The 19,185-nt window shown below is 61.3% G+C and carries 21 protein-coding genes; 9 read left to right on the top strand and 12 right to left on the bottom strand.

All coding sequences use genetic code 11. From position 1 onward, the window contains the following. Positions 1-95: 95 nt before the first annotated feature. The 6 genes from FHS92_RS16895 to FHS92_RS16870 form a co-directional block, all read right to left on the bottom strand. Positions 96-752, bottom strand: coding sequence for a hypothetical protein (locus FHS92_RS16895; protein WP_184081858.1), 657 nt, complete (start codon positions 750-752; stop codon positions 96-98). Between the two features lie 90 nt (positions 753-842). Further along, on the bottom strand, positions 843-1,769 hold the full coding sequence (locus FHS92_RS16890) for an ArdC family protein (protein WP_184081857.1): 927 nt from the start codon (positions 1,767-1,769) through the stop codon (positions 843-845). An 88-nt stretch (positions 1,770-1,857) separates the two neighbouring features. Then, on the bottom strand, positions 1,858-2,085 hold the full coding sequence (locus FHS92_RS16885; protein ID WP_184081856.1) for a hypothetical protein: 228 nt from the start codon (positions 2,083-2,085) through the stop codon (positions 1,858-1,860). 34 nt (positions 2,086-2,119) lie between these two features. Beyond that, positions 2,120-3,799, bottom strand: coding sequence for an ATP-binding protein (locus FHS92_RS16880; protein WP_184081855.1), 1,680 nt, complete (start codon positions 3,797-3,799; stop codon positions 2,120-2,122). 105 nt (positions 3,800-3,904) lie between these two features. Then, entirely contained in the window at positions 3,905-4,519 is a 615-nt protein-coding gene (locus tag FHS92_RS16875; RefSeq protein ID WP_246352083.1) for a plasmid stabilization protein, read from the bottom strand. Positions 4,520-4,543: 24 nt separating this feature from the next. Next, positions 4,544-5,374, bottom strand: coding sequence for a hypothetical protein (locus tag FHS92_RS16870; protein WP_184081854.1), 831 nt, complete (start codon positions 5,372-5,374; stop codon positions 4,544-4,546). Between the two features lie 148 nt (positions 5,375-5,522). On the opposite strand from FHS92_RS16870, the gene istA reads away from it, so the two are divergent. Together istA and istB are read left to right on the top strand one after the other, a co-directional pair. Continuing rightward, positions 5,523-7,049: an IS21 family transposase gene (gene istA, locus FHS92_RS16865; protein WP_184081860.1), complete on the top strand. Its 1,527-nt coding sequence runs from the start codon at positions 5,523-5,525 to the stop codon at positions 7,047-7,049. Beyond that, complete coding sequence (istB, locus tag FHS92_RS16860; RefSeq protein ID WP_184081853.1) at positions 7,039-7,821, top strand: IS21-like element helper ATPase IstB; 783 nt, start codon at positions 7,039-7,041, stop codon at positions 7,819-7,821. Before istA ends, istB begins: the two co-directional genes overlap by 11 nt. 79 nt (positions 7,822-7,900) lie before the next feature. Here the strand turns inward: istB and FHS92_RS16855 are convergent, their stop codons facing one another. Continuing rightward, positions 7,901-8,482 (bottom strand): ParB/RepB/Spo0J family partition protein, encoded by a 582-nt coding sequence (locus FHS92_RS16855; protein ID WP_246352082.1) that lies wholly within the window; start codon positions 8,480-8,482, stop codon positions 7,901-7,903. Between the two features lie 464 nt (positions 8,483-8,946). Here FHS92_RS16855 and FHS92_RS16850 point away from each other — a divergent pair, with 464 nt between their 5' ends. Continuing rightward, positions 8,947-9,564, top strand: a complete 618-nt coding sequence (locus FHS92_RS16850) for a hypothetical protein (RefSeq protein WP_184081852.1) — start codon at positions 8,947-8,949, stop codon at positions 9,562-9,564. Positions 9,565-9,571: 7 nt separating this feature from the next. Then, positions 9,572-10,066, top strand: a complete 495-nt coding sequence (locus tag FHS92_RS16845; RefSeq protein ID WP_184081851.1) for a GNAT family N-acetyltransferase — start codon at positions 9,572-9,574, stop codon at positions 10,064-10,066. Here the strand turns inward: FHS92_RS16845 and FHS92_RS16840 are convergent. Next, positions 10,059-10,439, bottom strand: a complete 381-nt coding sequence (locus FHS92_RS16840) for a hypothetical protein (protein ID WP_184081850.1) — start codon at positions 10,437-10,439, stop codon at positions 10,059-10,061. The two genes, FHS92_RS16845 and FHS92_RS16840, sit on opposite strands and share 8 nt — an antisense overlap. Positions 10,440-10,469: 30 nt before the next feature. On the opposite strand from FHS92_RS16840, the gene FHS92_RS18775 reads away from it, so the two are divergent. Beyond that, positions 10,470-11,273 carry a phosphoribosyltransferase-like protein gene (locus FHS92_RS18775; RefSeq protein WP_425506266.1) on the top strand — a complete coding sequence of 268 codons (804 nt, stop codon included), beginning with the start codon at positions 10,470-10,472 and terminating at the stop codon, positions 11,271-11,273. 176 nt (positions 11,274-11,449) lie between these two features. After that, positions 11,450-12,622: a reverse transcriptase domain-containing protein gene (locus FHS92_RS16835; RefSeq protein ID WP_221231129.1), complete on the top strand. Its 1,173-nt coding sequence runs from the start codon at positions 11,450-11,452 to the stop codon at positions 12,620-12,622. On the opposite strand, the gene FHS92_RS16830 is transcribed toward FHS92_RS16835, so the two are convergent. The 4 genes from FHS92_RS16830 to FHS92_RS16820 are packed head-to-tail and all read right to left on the bottom strand — an operon-like array spanning position 12,619 to position 16,250. Further along, positions 12,619-13,398 carry a hypothetical protein gene (locus FHS92_RS16830; RefSeq protein ID WP_184081848.1) on the bottom strand — a complete coding sequence of 260 codons (780 nt, stop codon included), beginning with the start codon at positions 13,396-13,398 and terminating at the stop codon, positions 12,619-12,621. The two genes, FHS92_RS16835 and FHS92_RS16830, sit on opposite strands and share 4 nt — an antisense overlap. 51 nt (positions 13,399-13,449) lie before the next feature. Beyond that, positions 13,450-15,213 carry a DUF2326 domain-containing protein gene (locus tag FHS92_RS16825; RefSeq protein WP_184081847.1) on the bottom strand — a complete coding sequence of 588 codons (1,764 nt, stop codon included), beginning with the start codon at positions 15,211-15,213 and terminating at the stop codon, positions 13,450-13,452. Beyond that, positions 15,210-15,455, bottom strand: coding sequence for an ABC-three component system middle component 6 (locus FHS92_RS18770; RefSeq protein WP_425506264.1), 246 nt, complete (start codon positions 15,453-15,455; stop codon positions 15,210-15,212). Before FHS92_RS18770 ends, FHS92_RS16825 begins: the two co-directional genes overlap by 4 nt. Positions 15,456-15,461: 6 nt before the next feature. After that, the gene (locus tag FHS92_RS16820; protein ID WP_221231128.1) at positions 15,462-16,250 is read right to left on the bottom strand and encodes an HNH endonuclease; all 789 of its coding nucleotides are present in this window, start codon (positions 16,248-16,250) and stop codon (positions 15,462-15,464) included. Between the two features lie 139 nt (positions 16,251-16,389). On the opposite strand from FHS92_RS16820, the gene FHS92_RS16815 reads away from it, so the two are divergent. The 3 genes from FHS92_RS16815 to FHS92_RS16805 all read left to right on the top strand — a co-directional run bounded on the left by FHS92_RS16815 (position 16,390) and on the right by FHS92_RS16805 (position 18,977). After that, positions 16,390-17,208 carry a hypothetical protein gene (locus FHS92_RS16815; protein ID WP_184081845.1) on the top strand — a complete coding sequence of 273 codons (819 nt, stop codon included), beginning with the start codon at positions 16,390-16,392 and terminating at the stop codon, positions 17,206-17,208. Positions 17,209-17,274: 66 nt separating this feature from the next. Further along, positions 17,275-17,907 carry a hypothetical protein gene (locus FHS92_RS16810; protein WP_184081844.1) on the top strand — a complete coding sequence of 211 codons (633 nt, stop codon included), beginning with the start codon at positions 17,275-17,277 and terminating at the stop codon, positions 17,905-17,907. Further along, the gene (locus FHS92_RS16805; RefSeq protein WP_184081843.1) at positions 17,904-18,977 is read left to right on the top strand and encodes a hypothetical protein; all 1,074 of its coding nucleotides are present in this window, start codon (positions 17,904-17,906) and stop codon (positions 18,975-18,977) included. Before FHS92_RS16810 ends, FHS92_RS16805 begins: the two co-directional genes overlap by 4 nt. Positions 18,978-19,185: the final 208 nt, after the last annotated feature.

Below are 19,185 nucleotides of genomic sequence, written 5' to 3'. Positions count from 1 at the left end.
GTCCCGAAAAACGACGCCAAATCGCCTCCCAAACGATCAACATCCCGAAAATCAGCCAAGGCGTCGGACCGTAGGCAGACTATTTCCGCAGCCTGCTAAACGAGTTCGAGTTGACGGCGCGCTATCGCGAGCCCGGATTCGCGGGCAACCAGCGCGGTGAAACGGACCGGATCGGCGAGCACGGCGATGTCGCAGAAGTTGTTGGCGAGTCCGCAGTAGTCGCTGCGGCCCTGGCAGCGGCGGAACATGACCTCGCGCCCCGGGCCGAAGCAGGGGATCGAGACCAGGACGTAGATCTCCTCGGCGTGGAGCACGATGTCGCCGGAAATAGCCTGGCCGGCTATGTTGCTGCGTAGATCGTACTGATTGGGTTCAAGCCCCATGTGCCGCGCAGCGATTCGGAGCGCGGATCGCGCTTCGCGGTGGAAGGCGCGTTTGGCCTCCGGGTCGTAGGAGACCCCGCGCCGCGCAAGCGCGACCAGCGCGGGTTTGGATTTGAGCGCGTCGATCCGGGCGAGACACTGGCGGCGCAAAGGCGCGTCCTCGTCGAAGGTTGCATCGGGCGGATGACCAAGCGCGAGCCGGCCGACGTGGCGGGCAAGCAGGATGGTCGCGGGATCACGCGCCGGATCGACGCCCGCATTGCGCGCGTCCTGCATCGCGTCGACCACTGCCTGGGTCGCTGTGGGAATCGTGGCGAGACCGTCGGGCTGGAGGGCGCGGCGATAGCGGAAGTCGAGATCGTAGTTCATGGGGGACATGCTCCTTGACGCAAGCTGGCGCATCCCCTCATCCCCCCTCCCCTCAGCCCCGGGCTTGCCGCGTCCGAGGATGCGAATTGCTCAGGCCGCCTCGCGCGCCGGTTCGGCGAGTGCAGGTTCGGCAAGCGCCGGGTCGAACTGGCGGAGCCATTTGACCGCCTGCTCGGCCTTGGCCGCGGCATGAAGGATCGCGGTCTTGTCGGCGCGCAGGATCTTCATCCAGTGATGGATGTAGGAGGCATGGCTATCGTGCAGCTCGTTCGGCAGGCCGTATTCGGCGCAGAGCGTAGCCTGTGCCAGCGACACCACGATTTCTTCGAAGGCATAGGCATCGTCGCCAAAGCGCTTGCCGAAATGCCGGTCGAGTCGGGTCTTATGCCCGGTGCTGTGGCCGAGTTCATGGAATCTGACTGAGGTGTAAGCCTCGATCGAGGTGAACGTCTCGGGAACCGGCAGGGTCACTGTATCGGTGCTCGGCGTGTAATGGGCGCTGTCGCCGCGATGGACGACCGTGATCGGGATCGCCTCGAGGAATTCGCGAACATTGACCGAGAGTTCGCCGATTGCCCCGGGATCGGGCGGCGCGGGATAGTAGTGCGCCGGGAGACTCTCGATCTGGTCCGCGTTGAAGACGTGGTTCCACTTCATGAACCGGATGGTCTTCTCGGTGGCTTCGCCGGTCTGGCGATCGGTGTCGGTCTTGCGCGCCGAGCTGTAGAACACGCTGAACGAGCCGCTCTCGCCCTTGCGGACCTGGCCGCCAAGTTCGGCTGCCTGGCGGTAGGTCATCCAGTAAGGACTGGCGAAGCCCATCGTTTCGGCGACCGCCCAAAGGTAGAACGTGTTGATGCCGGTGTAGGCGATGCCGTTGTGCCGAAGCGGCCTGCTACTGCGCGACGACCAGGGCTTGAGCCAAGGCGCGGTACCCTGCTCGATCTTCTGGAGGATGAGGTCGGTGATGGTCTGGGCGACGTCGGGTCGCGGGGCCGATGGCTGGGTCCGGCGCATGGGGTGGTTCTCCGGGGACGGGCAGCGCGGACCACTCCCGCGCCTTCAAGCCGTCACTCCAGCCCAGCCCCCTCCCCTTATCCCGGTATCAATGCTCATCGAATTCCCTGGTTAAGGTGTCATCGAAAATGCCCAGCGCGCACATCCCGTCGTGGGTGAGCGTGCTGTATGTGTCCTCGGCGGGAAGATGACGCTCCCAGGCTTCCCAGAGCTTGATCACCGAGCCGTCGGGCAGGATGATCGCGGTCTCGGCATCGCTCAGCCGCGATCCGTCGGGCACCTCGAGCGAACCAGTTAGTTGGTAGTGGACGTTCATGGCCGTGGTCCTTGTTGGCGGCGGTGCGCGGCGGTCATTGGACCCGCGCCGGTTTGAAGGGGGACAGTTCGAGATTGACCTTGTCGCTCGACCAACTGAGCCGCAGCGTTCGGCCGTGCGGGATCCGCCAGGCAATGCGGTCGCCAAAGGCCATGCGGATGCCGGTGAGCGTTGCCGCATCCGCGCCTTCGAGAATTTCGTGCGCGCGCACCGCTGCGTCGTGGCGGAAGCGGGTCTCCTGGGTGTCATAGCTGTCGGCATCGGAATCGTCCGAAGGACTGAACACGGCATCGATGATGAGTTCGGTGAGGTCACCCGGATCGAGATTGGATCTTCGCGTCAGGACGATCCGCGCGCTGTCGGGATCGGACCAGCAGCTCTCGTCTTCCTCGATCCAGAAATCGGTCTCGAGTTGGAGCTCGGCGTCATTCTGATCCGCGAACGTCAGGACAATCCGCTCCGGCCGTATCGCGGCCTGGTCCGACCCGGGCCGGGCCTCGGTGCCGTCCGCATCTAGCATGGCTTCGGCGGTCCGGGTGTAATGGGGAAGTGTATCGTACCATGGGTAGCCTGCGAACTGCCGAACCGCCGCGAAGAAGACCATTGGGCGGGGTTCCGCAAGGCAATGGAGTTCGAGGTCCGAGCCTTCGCCCCGCGACCAAGCGAGCAGCCGCGCGAAGGTGACGGAACTGCAGGCGTCATCATCGGAATAGATCGCCGCATCGCTGCTGATCGCGGTGAAGGCCGGCACTTCGCAGGAGCTGTCGCTGGCGCAGACCTGGACCCAGGGCGGAAGCTGGCGTGCCGCTTCGGGGAACTCAGGATCGCAGAATTGCGCCAGGGTCCAGTCTTCGAACGACAGCCGGTGGAATGGCTGCTGACGGATCACCGCAAAGATCGCTTCGCGGCACAGGTCGATCAGGCGGTCGAGGGCTGTATTGCGGAACACCTCCTTGCGGGCAGGCAGTACCAGCACGAGTTCGGGCGCATCGACGATATCGACCTTTACGCTCCACTGCGTGTGGCGGACTTCCTTGATGACCGGCAGCTTGTGCCGCAGCGTCAGACCGTGGAAGTTGATCGTGTCGATATGGTCGGAATAGACGTTGCGGAACACGCCGATCCGGTAACCCTCGCGTTCGATCACCGTTTCGGCACCGGCGAGAAAGTCGGTCTGCGGCAGCTCTGCACCGTTGAGGATCACGGGAAGCGGATAATGCTTCGCTACCGACTGGATGGTCCTTTCGAGCTTGCCATCGGGCTGCGGAGGGAAGTGAAACGCGATCCGCGTGCCACGGAAGCCATCCCACGGCAGAACATCGATATCGGCCTCGCCGGTCCAGGCCGCCCCCGAAATCGCCAGCGTGAACGCAGAGGTTTCGCTGCATGAACTCACCACAGTGTCGAGCCCGGCGAGGCTGAAGAAACCCATGCCCGCCGGATCCTCGCGGGCGCGGCATTCGTCGGACCAGTTCGACTGGCCGAGCGAGACAAGATTGGCCGGATCGGCAATCCCTGCCCCGTCGTCAGCGACGGTGATCAGGCAGGCATCGGCCAGATGCTCGGTGGTGATGGCGACAGCGCTGGCGCCTGCGCGACGCGCGTTCTGCAGCAGTTCATTGAAGATGTCGTCGAGCGTGCCATTGAAGATCCGGGTAACTTTGGAGATCGCCTCGGGCGAGACCCGGGCGCGCAGCGTGGTTGCCGATTGCATGGACCATGTCCTTCCTATGAGAAATTGGGAGCCGCCGCGCGGAGGGGCAGTCTGCGCGGCGGCCCGGTTGCCCGAAGGGTCGGGCATTGCTGTCAGGATGGATGATCAGGCGTCGATCAGCTCGGGCTCATCGACCGTGTCACCCGACAGGTCGTCCTCATGCATCGGTTCGCCAATGGGCTCGGCCGGGCCTTCGATTGCAGCTTCCTCGTCGGGGACGGCAACGCCTTCGGCTTCGGCGTCCGGAGAAGCGAGCACCCGGAAGCGCATATGCGCCGGGACCCAGGCGAGCGCCGCTGCCTTGTCCTCGGGCGCGACAATTGTCTCACCGGCAAACAGCCGCTCGCAGGAGGCCGACAGGTCGCCCTTCTTCGAGCCCATGAAGCTGGCTGCCATGGTTGGGCCGCCAACCTCATTGATGTGCGCGAGCAGGGTCTGCTTGCTTACCCGGTCGAAGTAGTTGGCCGCGGTCGGCCGCCAGTGGCTTGCCGGGTTGATTCCCATCAGGCCCGCTAGGTGGTCGTGCAGGTCGTTCTGGTCGGGGCCCATCTGCCCGGACTTGCGCGGTGCGCCGATGCTGGCCTCGAGACTACGCGCGACGCAGTAGGCCAGCCAGCCAGCCTTGGCATCATCGTCGAGCGCACTGAACGCGGCGAAGCGGTCCTGTGTGCGATCATGCTCGGTCCAGCTGGTGTCCAGCGTCTCGCGCACGTCGGCCATCAGCGTGTGCGCCGGGGAAGCTGGTTAGCTGCCGAAGTCGTTCGAGGCCGACGGCGCGCGGATCGTGGTGCCGTGCGTCTGCGAGCCATATCCGCGCCCGCCATCGGCAATCGCGAAGATCATGAAATCCAGCGCGATCGCCGGGTTGGAGGCGAGGTTGATCGCTAGGATATCGCGGCGCTGGACCGCGAGTTCCTCGACCAGCTTTTGCGACAACGGTTTGGGCGTGTTGTCCTGTGCCGTCTCGCCCGCACCACCAGCCCCCTCGGGCTGGGCCGCTGCCTTGCGCCGCTGCATCGGCTTGTCACTGTAGAGGCCGCCATCGACCACTGGCGTACCGTCGGGCGCGATGACGACGAAGCAGCCGAGATTGGGCCTGATCTCGTCCGGGATTTGCCGAGGCTTGTCGGTGAGCGCATCGTAGGTGCCGGTCGCTGCGTCCCAGCGTTTCTGGAAATCGGCAGCGGCAACCTCGTCCTCATAGTCGAGCTCCTCGCCTTCCGCTTCGAGCGCCGAGATCGCCTCGAGCAGCTTGTCGGCCTCGTCCTGCTCATCGTCGGTGAGCGGTTCAGGCTCGAGATGAACCTGGTGCAGTTCCTCGCTGGCGCTGTAGGGCACGCGGGTTTCCAGAACCGGGCGGACCCAGGCATAACCGCTGCTGACAGCAACCTCGGTGGCGAAGGCCTGGAGCTTCTCACCAGCAATGCGCTGCGCGATCTCCGGGTCGATCCAGGTTTCAGTCGAATCCTCGGTGAACAGGTCGCGTTCGATCCGGCCACCTGCGGCCATGTAATCGACTTCGGTGGCAAGCCGGGCAATCGGCGAGCTGGAACGGATCGCGCTGTTGGTTATCATCCGTCGGATCGCATCGGGCTGGTTGCCCTGCCATCTGTTGATTTCCGCTGAGAGCTGACCCGGGAAGGTGTGAAGTTTCCACTGAGAAGTGACCCATGTTCTGAGCTTCCCCCTGGCATTTGCGTCGGGGGATCGAGGAGTGATCGACATGGCGTTATTGAGCGTAATCCGGCGCTGGCATTTCCGCGAAGGGATGCCGATCCGGGAGATTGAGCGACGTACCGGACTGTCGCGCAACACTATCCGCAAGTACCTGCGCGCCGGCACGGTGGAGCCGAAGTTCAAGGTTCCCGAGCGGCCGAGCAAGCTGGACCCGTTCGCTGAGAAGCTGTCGGCCTGGCTGCGGATCGAGACGGGCAGGTCGCGCAAGCAGCGGCGCACGGCCAAGCAGATGCATGCCGATCTGGTCGTGTTGGGCTATGACGGCTCTTACAACCGCGTGGCTGCCTTCGTGCGAGGCTGGAAGGCCGACCGTCAGCGCGATGCCCAGACCAGCGGTCGCGGTACCTTCGTGCCGCTGGTGTTCCAGCCTGGCGAAGCGTTCCAGTTCGACTGGAGCGAGGACTGGGCGATCATCGCCGGCGAGCGGACCAAGCTGCAGGTGGCACACAGCAAGCTGTCGCACAGCCGGGCTTACATCGTGAGGGCCTATCTGCTGCAGACCCACGAGATGCTGTTCGATGCGCTGACCCAGGCGTTCCGGGTCCTCGGCGGAGTCCCTCGGCGCGGGATCTTTGACAACATGAAGACCGCGGTCGACCGGATCGGCGCCGGCAAGGTCCGGCAGGTCAACGCCCGGTTCGCGGCGATGGCCAGCCACTATCTGTTCGAGCCGGAGTTCTGCAACCCGGCCGCCGGTTGGGAGAAGGGACAGGTCGAGAAGAACGTCCAGGATGCCCGCCGCCGGCTGTGGCAACCGTTGCCCAGCTTCCCCGATCTGGCCGCGCTCAACGCCTGGCTCGAGCAGCGCTGTGTCGAGCAATGGGGCCAGATCCAGCATGGCGTCCTGCCCGGCACGATCGCCGATGCCTGGGCCGACGAAGTGGCGAGCCTGATGCCGCTGGGAAGGACCTTCGATGGCTTCGTCGAGCACGCCAAGCGGGTCTCGCCGACCTGCCTCGTGCACTTCGAGCGCAACCGTTACAGCGTGCCGGCATCCTTCGCCAACCGGCCTGTCAGCCTGCGCGTATATCCCGATCGGATCGTCATCGCTGCCGAAGGCCATATCTTGTGCGAGCATGACCGGATCATCGAGCGATCGCATCACCTGCCGGGAAGGACGGTCTACGACTGGCGACACTATCTGGCGGTGATCCAGCGTAAGCCTGGCGCGCTGCGCAATGGTGCACCCTTTGCCGAGATGCCCGATGCGTTCCGGCAGCTGCAGGGCTATCTCCTCAAGCGCCCCGGCGGCGACCGGGAGATGGTCGAGATCCTCGCCCTCGTCCTCCAGCACGACGAACAGGCCGTACTCTGCGCCGTCGAGCTAGCGCTCGAAGCCGGCGTTCCGACCAAGACCCACATCCTCAACATCCTGCACCGGCTGACCGACGGCAAGGCCGGCACTCCGCCGAAGATCGACGCCCCGCAGGCGCTGAAGCTGCGCCGCGAGCCCAGGGCCAACGTCGAGCGCTACGACGCGCTTCGCAGCAAGGAGACCGCCCGTGCGTCATGATCCTGCCAGCGCCGCCGTCGTCGTCATGCTGCGCGGCCTCAAGATGTACGGCATGGCCCAGGCCGTCAGCGACCTCGTCGAGCAGGGAGCGCCAGCCTTCGATACCGCGGTGCCGATCCTGTCGCAGTTGCTCAAGGCCGAGGTCGCCGAGCGCGAGGTCCGCTCGATCGCCTACCAGATCAAGGCGGCCCGCTTCCCTGCCTACAAGGACCTCGCCGGCTTCGACTTCGCTTCCAGCGAGGTGGGCGAAGCCATGGTCCGCCAACTGCACCGCGGCGAGTTCATCGACGGCGCACATAACGTCGTGCTGATCGGCGGGCCGGGCACCGGCAAGACCCATATCGCCACGGCGCTCGGCATCCAGGCGGTCGAACATCATCGCAAGAAAGTCCGGTTCTTCGCCACCGTCGACCTGGTCAACGCGCTCGAGCAGGAGAAGACCATGAACAGGGCCGGCCAACTGGCCGAACGGCTGCTGCGCCTCGACCTCGTCATCCTCGATGAGCTCGGCTACCTGCCGTTCAGCTCGTCAGGCGGTGCCTTGCTGTTCCACCTGCTCAGCAAGCTCTACGAGCGCACCAGCGTCATCATCACCACCAACCTCAGCTTCAGCGAGTGGGCTGGTGTGTTCGGCGATGCCAAGATGACCACCGCGCTGCTCGATCGCCTTACCCACCACTGCCACATCCTGGAGACCGGAAACGACAGCTTCCGGTTCAAGGCCAGCACCGCGGCAGCGCCCAAAACACGAAAGGAAAAATCACCGGCTTGACCCACCACCCGCGTCGCGGGACATATCTGCAACCCGGGTCACTTCTCGATGAAAATCCCGGGTCAACTCTCAGCGGAAATCAACACTGCCATCCGTTAGACAGCTCATTCCACACCAGCATCTGGCGTTCGTGGTTGGGGCTGGTTGCATAGGCCTTGGCGACGTCGAGCGTGATCTTGCCTTCCTCGAGCGCGGCGAAGATCGGATCAGCAAGGTCGGCCAGCCGCAAGCGGCCTTCGATGAAGCGGCGGGTGCGCCCAAAGCGCTTGGCGATGGCATCGAGATCGCTGCCTTCGTTGATGAAGTGCTTGTAGGCCCGGATCTCATCGGTCGGGGTCATGTCGAGGCGGATGATGTTCTCGATCAGCGAGAGCTCGGACTGTTCAGCTGCGTCAATGTCGAGCACCCGGCACGCCACCTCATGGTCCTTGGCGATCTTGCCAGCATCGAGCAGACAGTTGAGGGCGCGCAACCGCCGCCCCCCGGCAGTTACGTCGAACACGCCCTTCTTTTTCGCGGGCGCGACGATGAGGTTCTGCAGCAGGCCCTTGGCCTCGATATTGTCGGCAAGCTCCTGGATGAACAGGTTGCTGTCGTTCTTGCGCACGTTCGCCTCGGACAGGCGCAGTTTTGCAAGCGGAATCATCTGAATCTGGGACATGGATCTCTCCTGAGAGCGGAAGGGGTCGAGCGATTGGGCTCAACCCCCTCAGCCCCCCTCCCCTCGCGGGTTCAGGAGGTCAGATGGTCCAAGGTGGTTAAATGTTGCGGTAGCAATCGCCAAGATTTCGGTCGTGCCGCGCCCTCCAACGGCTTAGCGAAACCTGACCTGCGTTCACCTTCTCGGAGCGTCTGCAACTGGGCCGGTTGCAGACTGGCAGCTAGACCGCAAAAAGACGGAATGCTGACATTTGTCCCGCGAGCGTATGATGCCGAAGAGGACAGGGTATCGGACGCTCGACGGCGCGATACCTGCTTCTTACGTGCCAAGTGGGGCAGCAATTCGATGGCCGCAACGACAATCTCGTCTGTTATTTCCTCGAACGCCGATCTGGGCCGATTTGCGCAGCGTTTGCCGCTTCAATTACTCTATCCGATGAAATCTGACTCACCTATATGCGCTCAATGAGAAGCGGCGACATTCCATTCAAATTTGATCTCAATGATCTAGTTGCGCGCGCGCGCCGACAGGTCGCCGGACGGATAGGCGACATCACATTGAACCTGCCGTTCGTAAGCATTGCTGTAAGTCCGCAAGACCGGGAACTGCGGCTCGCTCGGGAAATCGTTCTGCGGCTTCGCGACCGTCGTGTGCTGTCGGCCTGGGAATGTTGTGACGACTGCATCGACAAGGCTCTCGCATCCCTCAAAGAAATCCGACAGTTCATCGTCGACAAAGAGATCGAGCTTGCCGATCTTCAAGACGGACCACTTTTTCTGCTGCTCGATGCGATGGCGGCCGGCATCCGACAATTCATGACCTTCGAGGAATTGCTGCGGCGCGAGGACAGCGCGCCGCCTCATCCGCGCTTCGAGGATTTCCATCGACCAGCGGATGTGCGCCAAGGCTATTTCGATGGGCTTGAGATCCTGCGGGGCCATTTGAGCCGCTGTATTGGCCAGATCGCCGTGGTCGCGGGAATGCCTGCCCGCGACAACGGTATTTGCGCGAACTATGAGGGGCCGTGGCAACTTGAAGCCTACAAGGAGCCGCCCAAGCTCATAGCGCCGCCAGGGAAATGACGCGGCTATGATTGCCCTAGTGGAGAAGCCTGCTCACCTCTCGGCGGCGGACAAATCAGCATTTGTCGCTTTTGTTGCCAGCGCGGGGGAGGTCGACGCTGTTACGCTACCAGGGCTTGTCGATCGTGCAGCCGTGCTCGTGATGCTGATTGAAGGCGAGTCAATCATCGGGACCGCAGCGATCAAGACGCCGTTTGCGGCGCACCGTCGGGGCGAATTCGAAAAGGCTACGGTGCCAGAGCAGGCAGATGCCTTTCCGCTTGAGCTTGGCTGGATCGTCGTCGACCCAAATCATCGCAGCCGTGGACACGCGCGCACGCTAGTGGCCGCGGCCGTCAAGGCAGCCTCATATGATGGGGTCTACGCCACTACTAAGACGGCTCAGATGCGGCCGATTTTGGAGGAGAGCGGCTTCATTGTTCAAGGAAAGCCCTACAGATCAGTTCTTAACCCGGCTGTGACGCTCACTTTGTTCGGCAGGCCGCGTGTCTCACCTATCTGATAGCCCCTTCGCCAAAGCGTGGCTCGACGCCCTTCCCGCAGCCGATCGCGATACCGCCCGCGCGTTGGTTGACGAGATACTCCTCGTCGGTGCTGATGAATTCAAGCGCGGTCTGAGCGCTCTCCTTGACGAGGTTATGTTGGAACATGGCGTCGAGCGACCCACCGCTCTTTATGTAGAACGCGAAGTGGAGACGGACGATGCCCATAAGGTCTTGCCGCTCTTTGCAGGTATGGCGCATGGCCGCGCCACTGGCGACGGACCAAACCCGGTCCCATTCGACCCCAAAAAGCCCGAAATCGGGAGCGAGGGCCTGCTCGCCAATCTGATCACTAACTATTGCCGACTGCATGGGCCGAAAGCACTCAACCATCCGGGGCCGGATCTCCTCCGTAAGCGCCACGTGGGACCGATCGTGATCGTCGCGGACTTCATCGGTTCCGGAAATCGCGTTTGGGAAATGCTGGAAGCCTTCCGGGCCATCGCAACATTCCGAAGCTGGCGATCCTATCATCTGATCAAATTCTTCGTCGTGGCCTATTCCGGGACCGAGGAGGGTATCCGCGTTGTTCAGTCGAGCGGATTACGGCCGACGGTCTTAACCGTAGCCGGATGCCCAACAATCGCAGGGGCGTTCAGGGGGGCTGTCCGCGACGCGGTTTATCAGCTTTGCCGAACCTATCCAGCGGGGCATTCGCAACCTCTTGGTTATGGCCATTCTGGCGCTCTCATTGCGTTTGAGCACGGGGTGCCGAACAATGCTCCGCCGATCTTGCACAGCGATCGAAAGAATTGGCGGCCCTTATTTCGACGTCGGAGCACCGTCGAAGCAAACGCCGACTTTCCGCCTACGAACGCCGAGGAAATCGCCGATCGGGCAGAGCAAATGCTTCGGGTTCAGAATGCACAACGGTTTCTCGCGGACGCACGTGGGCGCCGATGGATCCACACGATGCTTGTCCTGGCAGCGATCGATGGAGGAGCGCGGACGGCGGCGGCGATTTCAGCGCAGACACGGTTACATCTCCCGACGGTGCGAGAAATCCTCGCTTTCACCCAACTCGCCCGCTGGACGAAGAGCACGCACACTCTCACAAAGCTTGGCCGAGCAGAGCTGCAACGCCTTCGCAAGCGCCGCGCTCGCACTCCGGTGCTTCCAAAGCCAAGCAAGCCGTTCTACTATCCTTCGCAGCTGAGGGCTCGGTGAGGGGGTCTAGTAATGCGCCGCTTCGGCGGCGACTGGTCCTTTTGGGACTTGGGGCATCGGACTACCGGTGCTCGTTAGAAGGAGCGGAATATTCACGCTGCGCGATGCTGCGAATAACGCCTGGCGAAGTCTTGGCCGATATCCGCAGTATCACCCACCTGGGTGGGTCAAAGTAGGTGTCGTTGCCGAGCTCTCAGCGCTACCGGTCGCAGGGTCGTCGTGAAGGCGTCGATGACGCCGTACTCAACAATGCTCTTGCAGCTATGCGGCGCATTCGGGCCGTCGATCCTCGCATCACACCCGTTCTTACCCTTCGGCATCTCAGCCACCTTATCGATGTACCGTTTCTACATTTGCGAGAAATTGTCGCCCGTCGGGCGCGGCGACCTTACAAATTTTTCTATCTGAAAAAGCGTATCCCCGGCCGCAGTCGAATGCGCATGATTAGCGCACCCAACGCGACGCTGCTGAAGATCCAGCGTTGGATCGTCGAGAATATCCTTCAATACACGACGGCCCATGAAGCGAGCTATGCGTTTCACCCCGGCAGTCGCCCATTCGATGCCGCACAAGAGCATTGCGGCTGCGAGTGGCTGCTAAAGATCGATCTCGAGGACTTCTTTCACAGCATTTCTGAGGGCCGCATCGCAGCGGTGTTCGCTCATTTAGGCTTTTCGAAGCTGCTCTCTTTCGAATTGGCGCGACTGGTGACAGTGGGCTGCGAGCGGCCAGGCACCCGGACAGACCCCGCCATTCGGTGGCCGGCAATCCCATACTATCAGTCAAAGCATGAGGGCATGGTGCCGCAAGGCGCCCCGACGAGCCCGATGCTGTCGAACCTGGTGATGTTCAAGACCGATGAAATTCTTGCCCGGCTCGCTGACGCGCACGGTATGAAATATACACGATACGCGGACGATCTCGCTTTTTCATGTGGGCCAGGCAAGAACGAGATCCATGTCCGCCGCTTCATGCGGCTGGTGCTCGACCAACTCAACCATGCTGGTTTTCGCCCTAATCATCGCAAAACGGCAATCCGGGGACCAGGAAGCCGCCGCATCGTGCTTGGAATGCTTGTAGACAGCGACCGCCCCCGCCTGACGCGCGAATACAAAGACATGATCAGGTTGCACCTTCATTATCTCACGTCGCCTAGTTACGGCCCGGCGTTGCATGCCCTAGCGCGCAAAACTTCAGTCTCGGGCATCTTCCATCACGTGCGAGGCCTAATTGCGTGGTCACAGATCGTTGAGCCCGATTTCGGAGCCGGCGCCCTGACGCGCTTCGAGGGAGTGGACTGGCCGCCAGTTCAGCCCGATCCGTACGACGAAGAGGCTAACGACACCTAGTTTCGGACGTCGCCGTCGATACGCCAAACCGTAAAGCTCGGGTGGTCGAGGTCGACGTCAATCTCCGAAGTGAATGGGCCCATATAGGTTTCCGCATCGAAGCCCTTGAACGCGACGCCTGCCGATTTCATCACCTTGAATACCCGGCTGACAGCGGACGTGAAGACCGGCATCAAATCGAGATAAATCTGGTCCTCGGGAAAGCGCTGGCTCGAGCCCTGCAGACGGATTTTGCTAAGGGCCAGTTGACTCTCGATCAACGCGAGCCGTCGCTTTGCCCTTTTGGAATTCATCGCTTCGAGGTGGGGAGACCCTACACCCGGATCAAGGCGGGCGCCGACGTCTTCCAGCTTAACGTAATGGCTTATGCGGATGGGAGCGCCATGACGTGTCGGATAGCTTGCCAGAAGGAACGACGCGCGCACCCAGCACGCAGCATCGTCAAGAAAGAGGCGTGAATAGAGGCTCCGAAACAAGGGGTGATCTCGATGATGGATCGCGTTCCGAACGGCAATGAGCAACGTCGTATCACCATGATCGAAGTAGCGAAAAAGCTCCCGAGACACGTCATAGAGTGTGTGGAACGCCTCAAGCTTCGCTTCGAACGCGCGGTCGAGATTGTTGATCGCCTCCTCGCGGTCGACTTTGAACAGCTCGGCAAACCGAATGTTGGCCTCGACATACAAACGCATCGTGTTCGCGAGGGTGCTGATCGCTGCCTCAATGGCTCTGTTTGTCACGTACATCCTCGGTCGCGCTGGTTTGCTATCAGACATACATATCCGGTTTCGGCGCGACACGAAGGAGAACCATCGAGCAGCGCGACGTTAAGAACGATCGCGCGGGCTTAGTCTTTTGCCCAAGAGGCGTCCGGCATCCCCATCGTCGGTAAGCCGAAGACGAATTTGAGCTTCCAGATCCAAATCGCCGAGGTGATCGGTCGGCAAGGCGCCGACATTCAGGCAGCAGATATATTGAAACCCCTCGGCTACCGAGACCTTCGCCGCCAACTGCAACGCCAGGCCATATTGCCGCTGATCGACGTCCGCGAACATGCTGCTGTCATGGACGAGTGACAGGAATTTGCCTCCGCGCCGCGCCCTCAGGGTCGCAACGACAAGGTCAAAACAGAAGACGACCATCTGGTCGACGCCATCGCTACCTTGGCGGTCTATAGCGAACGTGAATTGATAGCCGGCCGTCTTTATGTCGACACCCAGCTTGCCCGGCACTTTGTAGAGAAACCGCGTGAATTCGGCGAATAGCGCAATGGCCTCATCGACCGCTGGGCGCCGATCCTCGAGATCCTGCTTGAGCAGTGTCCGGGCAAGACCGATCTCCACCGTTAGCTCGTCCTGACGACGGTCGAACCGCTTGCGCTCGTCAATCCGTGCTTTCAGCGCCTCAAGCCGGATGCTCAACTCCGATGCACCCCGTTGCAAGGAGATCAGCGCGTCAAGGGCGCCACTCGACGACATCGTCTTGAGCACTGCAGTCTTTGCTGTGCTGGCGCGCGACAGATCGCCGTTGCGCAGCAGGATCCTATCCTGAAGGCGACTGATCTCCGCACTCAGAAACTGCTTGCGATTGGCATAGACCTGTCGATGGAACTCGGCGACCTCTTCTAGGCTGCGCAGGGCCTCGGGGCGGAACAGAGCTCCCGCATCTGCCAGTATCGATACGGGTTGGTTCCCGTCGAACAACGGCACCTCATTTGCGCTTTCGCGATAATAGGCAAGCAAACGCGTGTCGGCGTGGTTGTCGTTAAGATAGGCGTGGATCTCGCTGTCGAGGGCTTGAAGCCGCGCCTCGAGCTCATGATAGTCTTCACGCAGATTGAATTCCGAGACCTCACGCTCGCGATCCACTAGTGCCTCTTCAAGAACGACACGATCGGCTTCAAGGTCGCCGATGCTCTTCTCATTGTCGGCTTCGGCGACTTCCGCGAGCGCCTTCAACGCGGCCCCGACACTCGTCCTCGCCTCCTGCAGCTGATGCAGCTGCCGCTGCACTGGCCAGTTCAATCCAAGCAGGAAACTTGTGGCGACACGCTTGGAGGGTCCCCGTTGTCCACTGAACGCCGTCTGCGGATCAACGAACGCATCCTTCCCGACACGGATGAAATAATAGGCGAGCTCGCGAAAGGCAGGCGAGAATTTGAATGCTTCGTCGGGAAGCCGAGCTTCCGGTGCCAATCGCGCCGACAGAGCGCACTTCCACTCTTCGACGCCGATCTGAGCGACGTCGCCAATGCGCTCAGCCTCAACCGGCAGGTCCGCGACGAACTCCCAGCTTACCGCAAGCTGTTTTGCCGACGCAGTGTTGCGCTCGACCGAGCAGACATATCCGGCGGCGGCAAACTCCATACCGAACGTCACACCATGAAGGTCTGGATGCGACAGGCACCTGTCTTTCGCCAGATCCGATCCAAGACAGAAATGGATGATACGAAGCAGCGTCGTCTTGCCGAGACCATTCGTACTCTCGGTCTCGTCGGAATCAGCGTTTGTGTCCGCCAGCACCACATTCATCCCGTCGACGAACGTGACGGGGCGGAAGGTCGGCAGATCGGACCAGATGCGGGTGATCATGCCTTCGGCCTCGGCAACGCAACATGTCGCAAAACCCCTTGGTCGAGTAAGATGAGCCCACCTGCGAATAAGATTGTCAGCCCGCTGGCAAACCGATCGAAAGTACGTACTCGCTCGTCATGCCGGACGCGGTCCCAAAGGGACGAGACAGTGTCGTTTTGACCGATCGCGGCCACGAGATAAGCGGCCAGGCCCACTAGGGAGTGTTCGACAGGCACATATTTGTTGGGGAGGGCTGACATCGGCGTCTATTTCTCGAAGATGTCGCAAAGGATGAAGAGGTGGGCGATAATGCAGAGGCCCGCGGCCTCGCGTGCCTTGTCGGTTCCACCGCCACCAGCCCAGTCGTAGAGCTCGGTGAAGATCTCATCGCCACTCAAGCCTTCGCTTTTCGCCTGCCGATACCGATCTACAAATCCGCCGCTCAGCCGCTCCGGGAAATCCGGATCGAGCTGAGCCGCCTGGACCAGAACATCCGCCACCTCTTTCGATTTGGCGGATCCCATCGACAACAACATTACCGAGGCAGGTCCGAGGCCGTTCTTTTCGATTTTCTCCTGCGGAGGCACGGTGACCAGCGAAGCGATCCCGCTGGGCGGCCGGGCGACCAGCAAGGACCGCGCAGCGACCTCCAATTCGGCAAACCCGACGTCGCTGATCGAGCGAGACATCGCCTCTGCGTAACCCCGCTCGTGCCGGGTCTTCCAGTCAAGGAGCATGGTGGCTGGATAAGTCGCATACTGCCCATCGACCTTCACGTGATGGGTAGGGCACAACAGGATCAGATTGGAAACCTGGTTCAGCTCCTTAGCGGTGAGCCCGGTTTTGCCTCGGGGACCGTCTTCGCTGATTGCATAGATGTGAGCGATCTGTCCCACGACGAGCGCGGGCGAGCTTGCGGTGGGCGACGCGATAATTGCTTCACTACAGCCCGGCTCTGCGCACCTGTTCCCCGACAGAGCGAACAGAATCTTGAGCGTTTGCTGCGTGTAGTTCCGTTTGGGTTCTATCCCCTTTTTACTCGCAGCTGCAGCCATCGACGCACTCCCCTGGCAAGGGTTAGCCGTCTCACGGCCGATCGTCACCACAAACAAATCTGTTTTATGCCGGAAGCACGGAGCGATGTATCTTGAGGCTTGAGCGCAGTAGGGTACGAAGTCGCCGTAAGGCAGGAACATGCACCGAGAGCTTTTCGATTTCGATGTCGGCAATGGCTGGCTCTGGCCCCTCCGGCAGCGCCTCGGCGAATTGATCTCTCCCAATGCCGAGGCCCATCTTCGCATATCAGAGGTTGAGGGGCTGTGGAGCGCCAAGACAGCGCTGCGAGAAGTCGCCGACCTCTCCGAAATCTATCGTCAAGTTCGCGCCTGGATCACCGAGCGCGACGTCGTGGGCTATCACGGGACGCGGCTCGACGACGAGCAGCGCGCAAGCATTGAACGCGACGGGCTCGTGCCGCTCTCGCCGGATCAAAGGGAAGCTGCATTGCGCCGCTTTCTTTCGCCACACCCCCGCTGGCCCGAAGTGGCCGACCGACTGGCCGCCGCCATCGCTGAGATCGGCAATGGTGGCACCGGCAATCGCACCGGCCAGGTTCATCTTACGGTTTCTGGGGCCGGTCTCTTAGGCAGCTTCAACCACTACCTCGTGGAGGGGTCTGAATTCGACCACCACGTCGCCAACAGCATGTTCGGGGAGGAATGTCACGACCTCAACCGAGCACGCGGACGGGGCCTGCTATACCGCGTTCGCATCGACGGGGCTGCAGCCTTCGCCGCGGCCAATCCCTTCGGTGAGATGGCCGAACCCAATCTCGTGTCGGAAATCGTCCAGTCTCTCGCCTGGTCTCTCGCCACCGGTCGTGAGGATACGGAGGCGCTCGAACTCGATTGCGGCATGATTTTCTACCAAGGAATTCCACCTGACAAGATAATGGATGTGACCGAAATCCCGGACGACGTCCTGTGGGAGAATTATGACCACCGCCTACGGTAAGTGTCGAAGGAAGAAGCCGCATAAAAATGCTTGCCTGCGCGGGACGCCCGGGCAAGCTAAGGAACAATGACCTTACCGCATTTCGATTTGCCGTCACGGCTGGAACCGCTGGTGCTCATATGGCCCGCGCCCGGCAATCCGGCTGCGTTCTGGCACTTCAGTACACCCGATGAATGGCGGGCGTTCGTCAACACGCTCGCGCTCGATCCCCGAGTTCCGGACATCGTCAAGCTGAAATTCGAACGGGCTCAGAAACTGTTCCTCCTTGGGTGGATCGACACCGACCTCATCAAGGGAGCCGAGCTTGTCGCTCTCACGGCCCTAGAACTCGCCCTGAAAGACCGTTTCGGGCACGTCGTGCCACGCCTTGCGACCAAGAAGATCGTTCCATCGTCACCCGACGCGATGATGGCTCAGCCCATCCGATACTCCTTCAAGGCCTTGCTCAGGCATCTGGTCGACAACGAAGGCCTGACCGACGCCCAAATTCCGATGATTGCGCGCTGCGGCGGAACCGCCACCGGCCAACTGACCGGACAGACGAAGCCGACCTTGGAAGAGCGCCGCAATGCCATGGCCCACGGCGATCCCTTCGATGGCATGTCCACAAGTGGCCTGGTCGAGCTCGTGCGCGACCTGATCATGTTCGCCTATCGCCATTATCTCGCTGACATGCCCCCGGTTATGGCGCAGCGATGATCATCAACCTTCCAGATGCAGACGCCCTGACGGAGACCGCCCTTCGGCTCTATTTTGACGCCTGGGACCGGCTCCGAGGCATTCTTGCCGATTGGGATACCCGGATCCCTGATGCGCCTCTCGCCAAGCCGATTCCGGCTCTGTGGAAGGAGGAGGTCGAGGCCTATCTGGATGACTGCCAAGCCGACTTGCAGGCAATCATCGCGGTCATTCAGCAATCCAACGAGCTCGCGCTGAAGGCGAAGCTATGCGCCGTCAGCCCTTATTTGCTGCTCCTTGAAAACCCCATTCCTATGAGCAACGACCCGAAGCCGCTCGATTTCTTCGACCTCAAAACCATTGATGCTCAAAAGTTGCCGCAAGCCGTTAACACGCTTTGCGCGACTCCTCTGCCGGCAACATTCCTCACTCGCTTCGACGGGCTACGGAAGGTCCGAAATCGCTACACTCATCTCGGTCACGCGGGCGCACACCTGTATCCGATCAAAATGATGCACAGCCTGCTGGATCAATTCCTTGAGCTTTGGCCCGATCGTGACTGGCTTTCAGACCGCATTCGGGTCGCCCACCATGACCGCGCTGCCGGCTTTGGCGATAAATTCTGGAACCCAGCCTATGGCGTGCTTCAGATGTGGAGTGGCGACGTTAGCCTGATGCCGCCCGCCAAATTTCGAGCGCTATTCGGAATCCGCCCCAAAGATCTTCGGTATCTCTGCCACGCTTGCCGCAAGGAAGCAGCGACACGCGAAGGTCTGTTTGGCTTGAGCGCGCCCACTGCCTATCTCTTGCCAGACGGCCTGACGATCCAATGCTTTGCCTGTCAAAAGCCCACCTCCGCTGTTCGCGAGAAATGCGAACGATCAAAATGCGGAGCCGAGGTCATGGGCGCAGGAGAACATGACGGCATGTGCCATCGGTGCGGTCATGAGCGCGGATCACCTTTTGACGACGAGGACAACACAAGCTCCGGGTCGCTCGCCACTCTGTTGACCCTTCCCCAATCGTCAGTTCGAACGGCGGAGACTAGGCGGCAAGAGATCGTTCGTGAATCGCTTGCTAACCACCAATAGCTGTCACAAGCTCTCCAGCGGAACAAGCAACCGCTTTTGGGGCTGTCGATGCCTGCGCTGAACGACCGAGATTGGGCGCGAAGCTACCACCGCATATTGAAGCATCTCGCGACAGCTAACTGCCAATCGCGCTCCAACATCGCGGCCGTCAGAGTGGAGCCTCCCAAGCAAGTTTTGTAGCGTATAGGTAACCCTGCATAATTCAGCG

The sequence above is a fragment of the Sphingobium subterraneum genome (assembly GCF_014199435.1).
Lineage (GTDB): Bacteria > Pseudomonadota > Alphaproteobacteria > Sphingomonadales > Sphingomonadaceae > Sphingobium > Sphingobium subterraneum.
The sequence above is the reverse complement of the archived record's forward strand: the minus strand, read 5'-3'. Positions and strand labels throughout refer to the sequence as shown.

Coding starts and splice junctions, on each gene's coding strand:
- FHS92_RS16810 (WP_184081844.1), top strand. CDS start 17,275: ATGACCTTACCGCATTTCGATTTGCCGTCACGGCTGGAACCGCTGGTG.
- FHS92_RS16870 (WP_184081854.1), bottom strand. CDS start 5,374: ATGATAACCAACAGCGCGATCCGTTCCAGCTCGCCGATTGCCCGGCTT.
- FHS92_RS16845 (WP_184081851.1), top strand. CDS start 9,572: ATGATTGCCCTAGTGGAGAAGCCTGCTCACCTCTCGGCGGCGGACAAA.
- FHS92_RS16895 (WP_184081858.1), bottom strand. CDS start 752: ATGAACTACGATCTCGACTTCCGCTATCGCCGCGCCCTCCAGCCCGAC.
- FHS92_RS16825 (WP_184081847.1), bottom strand. CDS start 15,213: ATGATCACCCGCATCTGGTCCGATCTGCCGACCTTCCGCCCCGTCACG.
- FHS92_RS16815 (WP_184081845.1), top strand. CDS start 16,390: ATGCACCGAGAGCTTTTCGATTTCGATGTCGGCAATGGCTGGCTCTGG.
- FHS92_RS18770 (WP_425506264.1), bottom strand. CDS start 15,455: ATGTCAGCCCTCCCCAACAAATATGTGCCTGTCGAACACTCCCTAGTG.
- FHS92_RS16890 (WP_184081857.1), bottom strand. CDS start 1,769: ATGCGCCGGACCCAGCCATCGGCCCCGCGACCCGACGTCGCCCAGACC.
- FHS92_RS16885 (WP_184081856.1), bottom strand. CDS start 2,085: ATGAACGTCCACTACCAACTAACTGGTTCGCTCGAGGTGCCCGACGGA.
- FHS92_RS16805 (WP_184081843.1), top strand. CDS start 17,904: ATGATCATCAACCTTCCAGATGCAGACGCCCTGACGGAGACCGCCCTT.
- FHS92_RS16820 (WP_221231128.1), bottom strand. CDS start 16,250: ATGGCTGCAGCTGCGAGTAAAAAGGGGATAGAACCCAAACGGAACTAC.
- FHS92_RS16855 (WP_246352082.1), bottom strand. CDS start 8,482: ATGTCCCAGATTCAGATGATTCCGCTTGCAAAACTGCGCCTGTCCGAG.
- istA (WP_184081860.1), top strand. CDS start 5,523: ATGGCGTTATTGAGCGTAATCCGGCGCTGGCATTTCCGCGAAGGGATG.
- FHS92_RS16830 (WP_184081848.1), bottom strand. CDS start 13,398: ATGTCTGATAGCAAACCAGCGCGACCGAGGATGTACGTGACAAACAGA.
- FHS92_RS16875 (WP_246352083.1), bottom strand. CDS start 4,519: ATGGCCGACGTGCGCGAGACGCTGGACACCAGCTGGACCGAGCATGAT.
- FHS92_RS16840 (WP_184081850.1), bottom strand. CDS start 10,439: ATGGTTGAGTGCTTTCGGCCCATGCAGTCGGCAATAGTTAGTGATCAG.
- FHS92_RS16850 (WP_184081852.1), top strand. CDS start 8,947: ATGAGAAGCGGCGACATTCCATTCAAATTTGATCTCAATGATCTAGTT.
- FHS92_RS16880 (WP_184081855.1), bottom strand. CDS start 3,799: ATGCAATCGGCAACCACGCTGCGCGCCCGGGTCTCGCCCGAGGCGATC.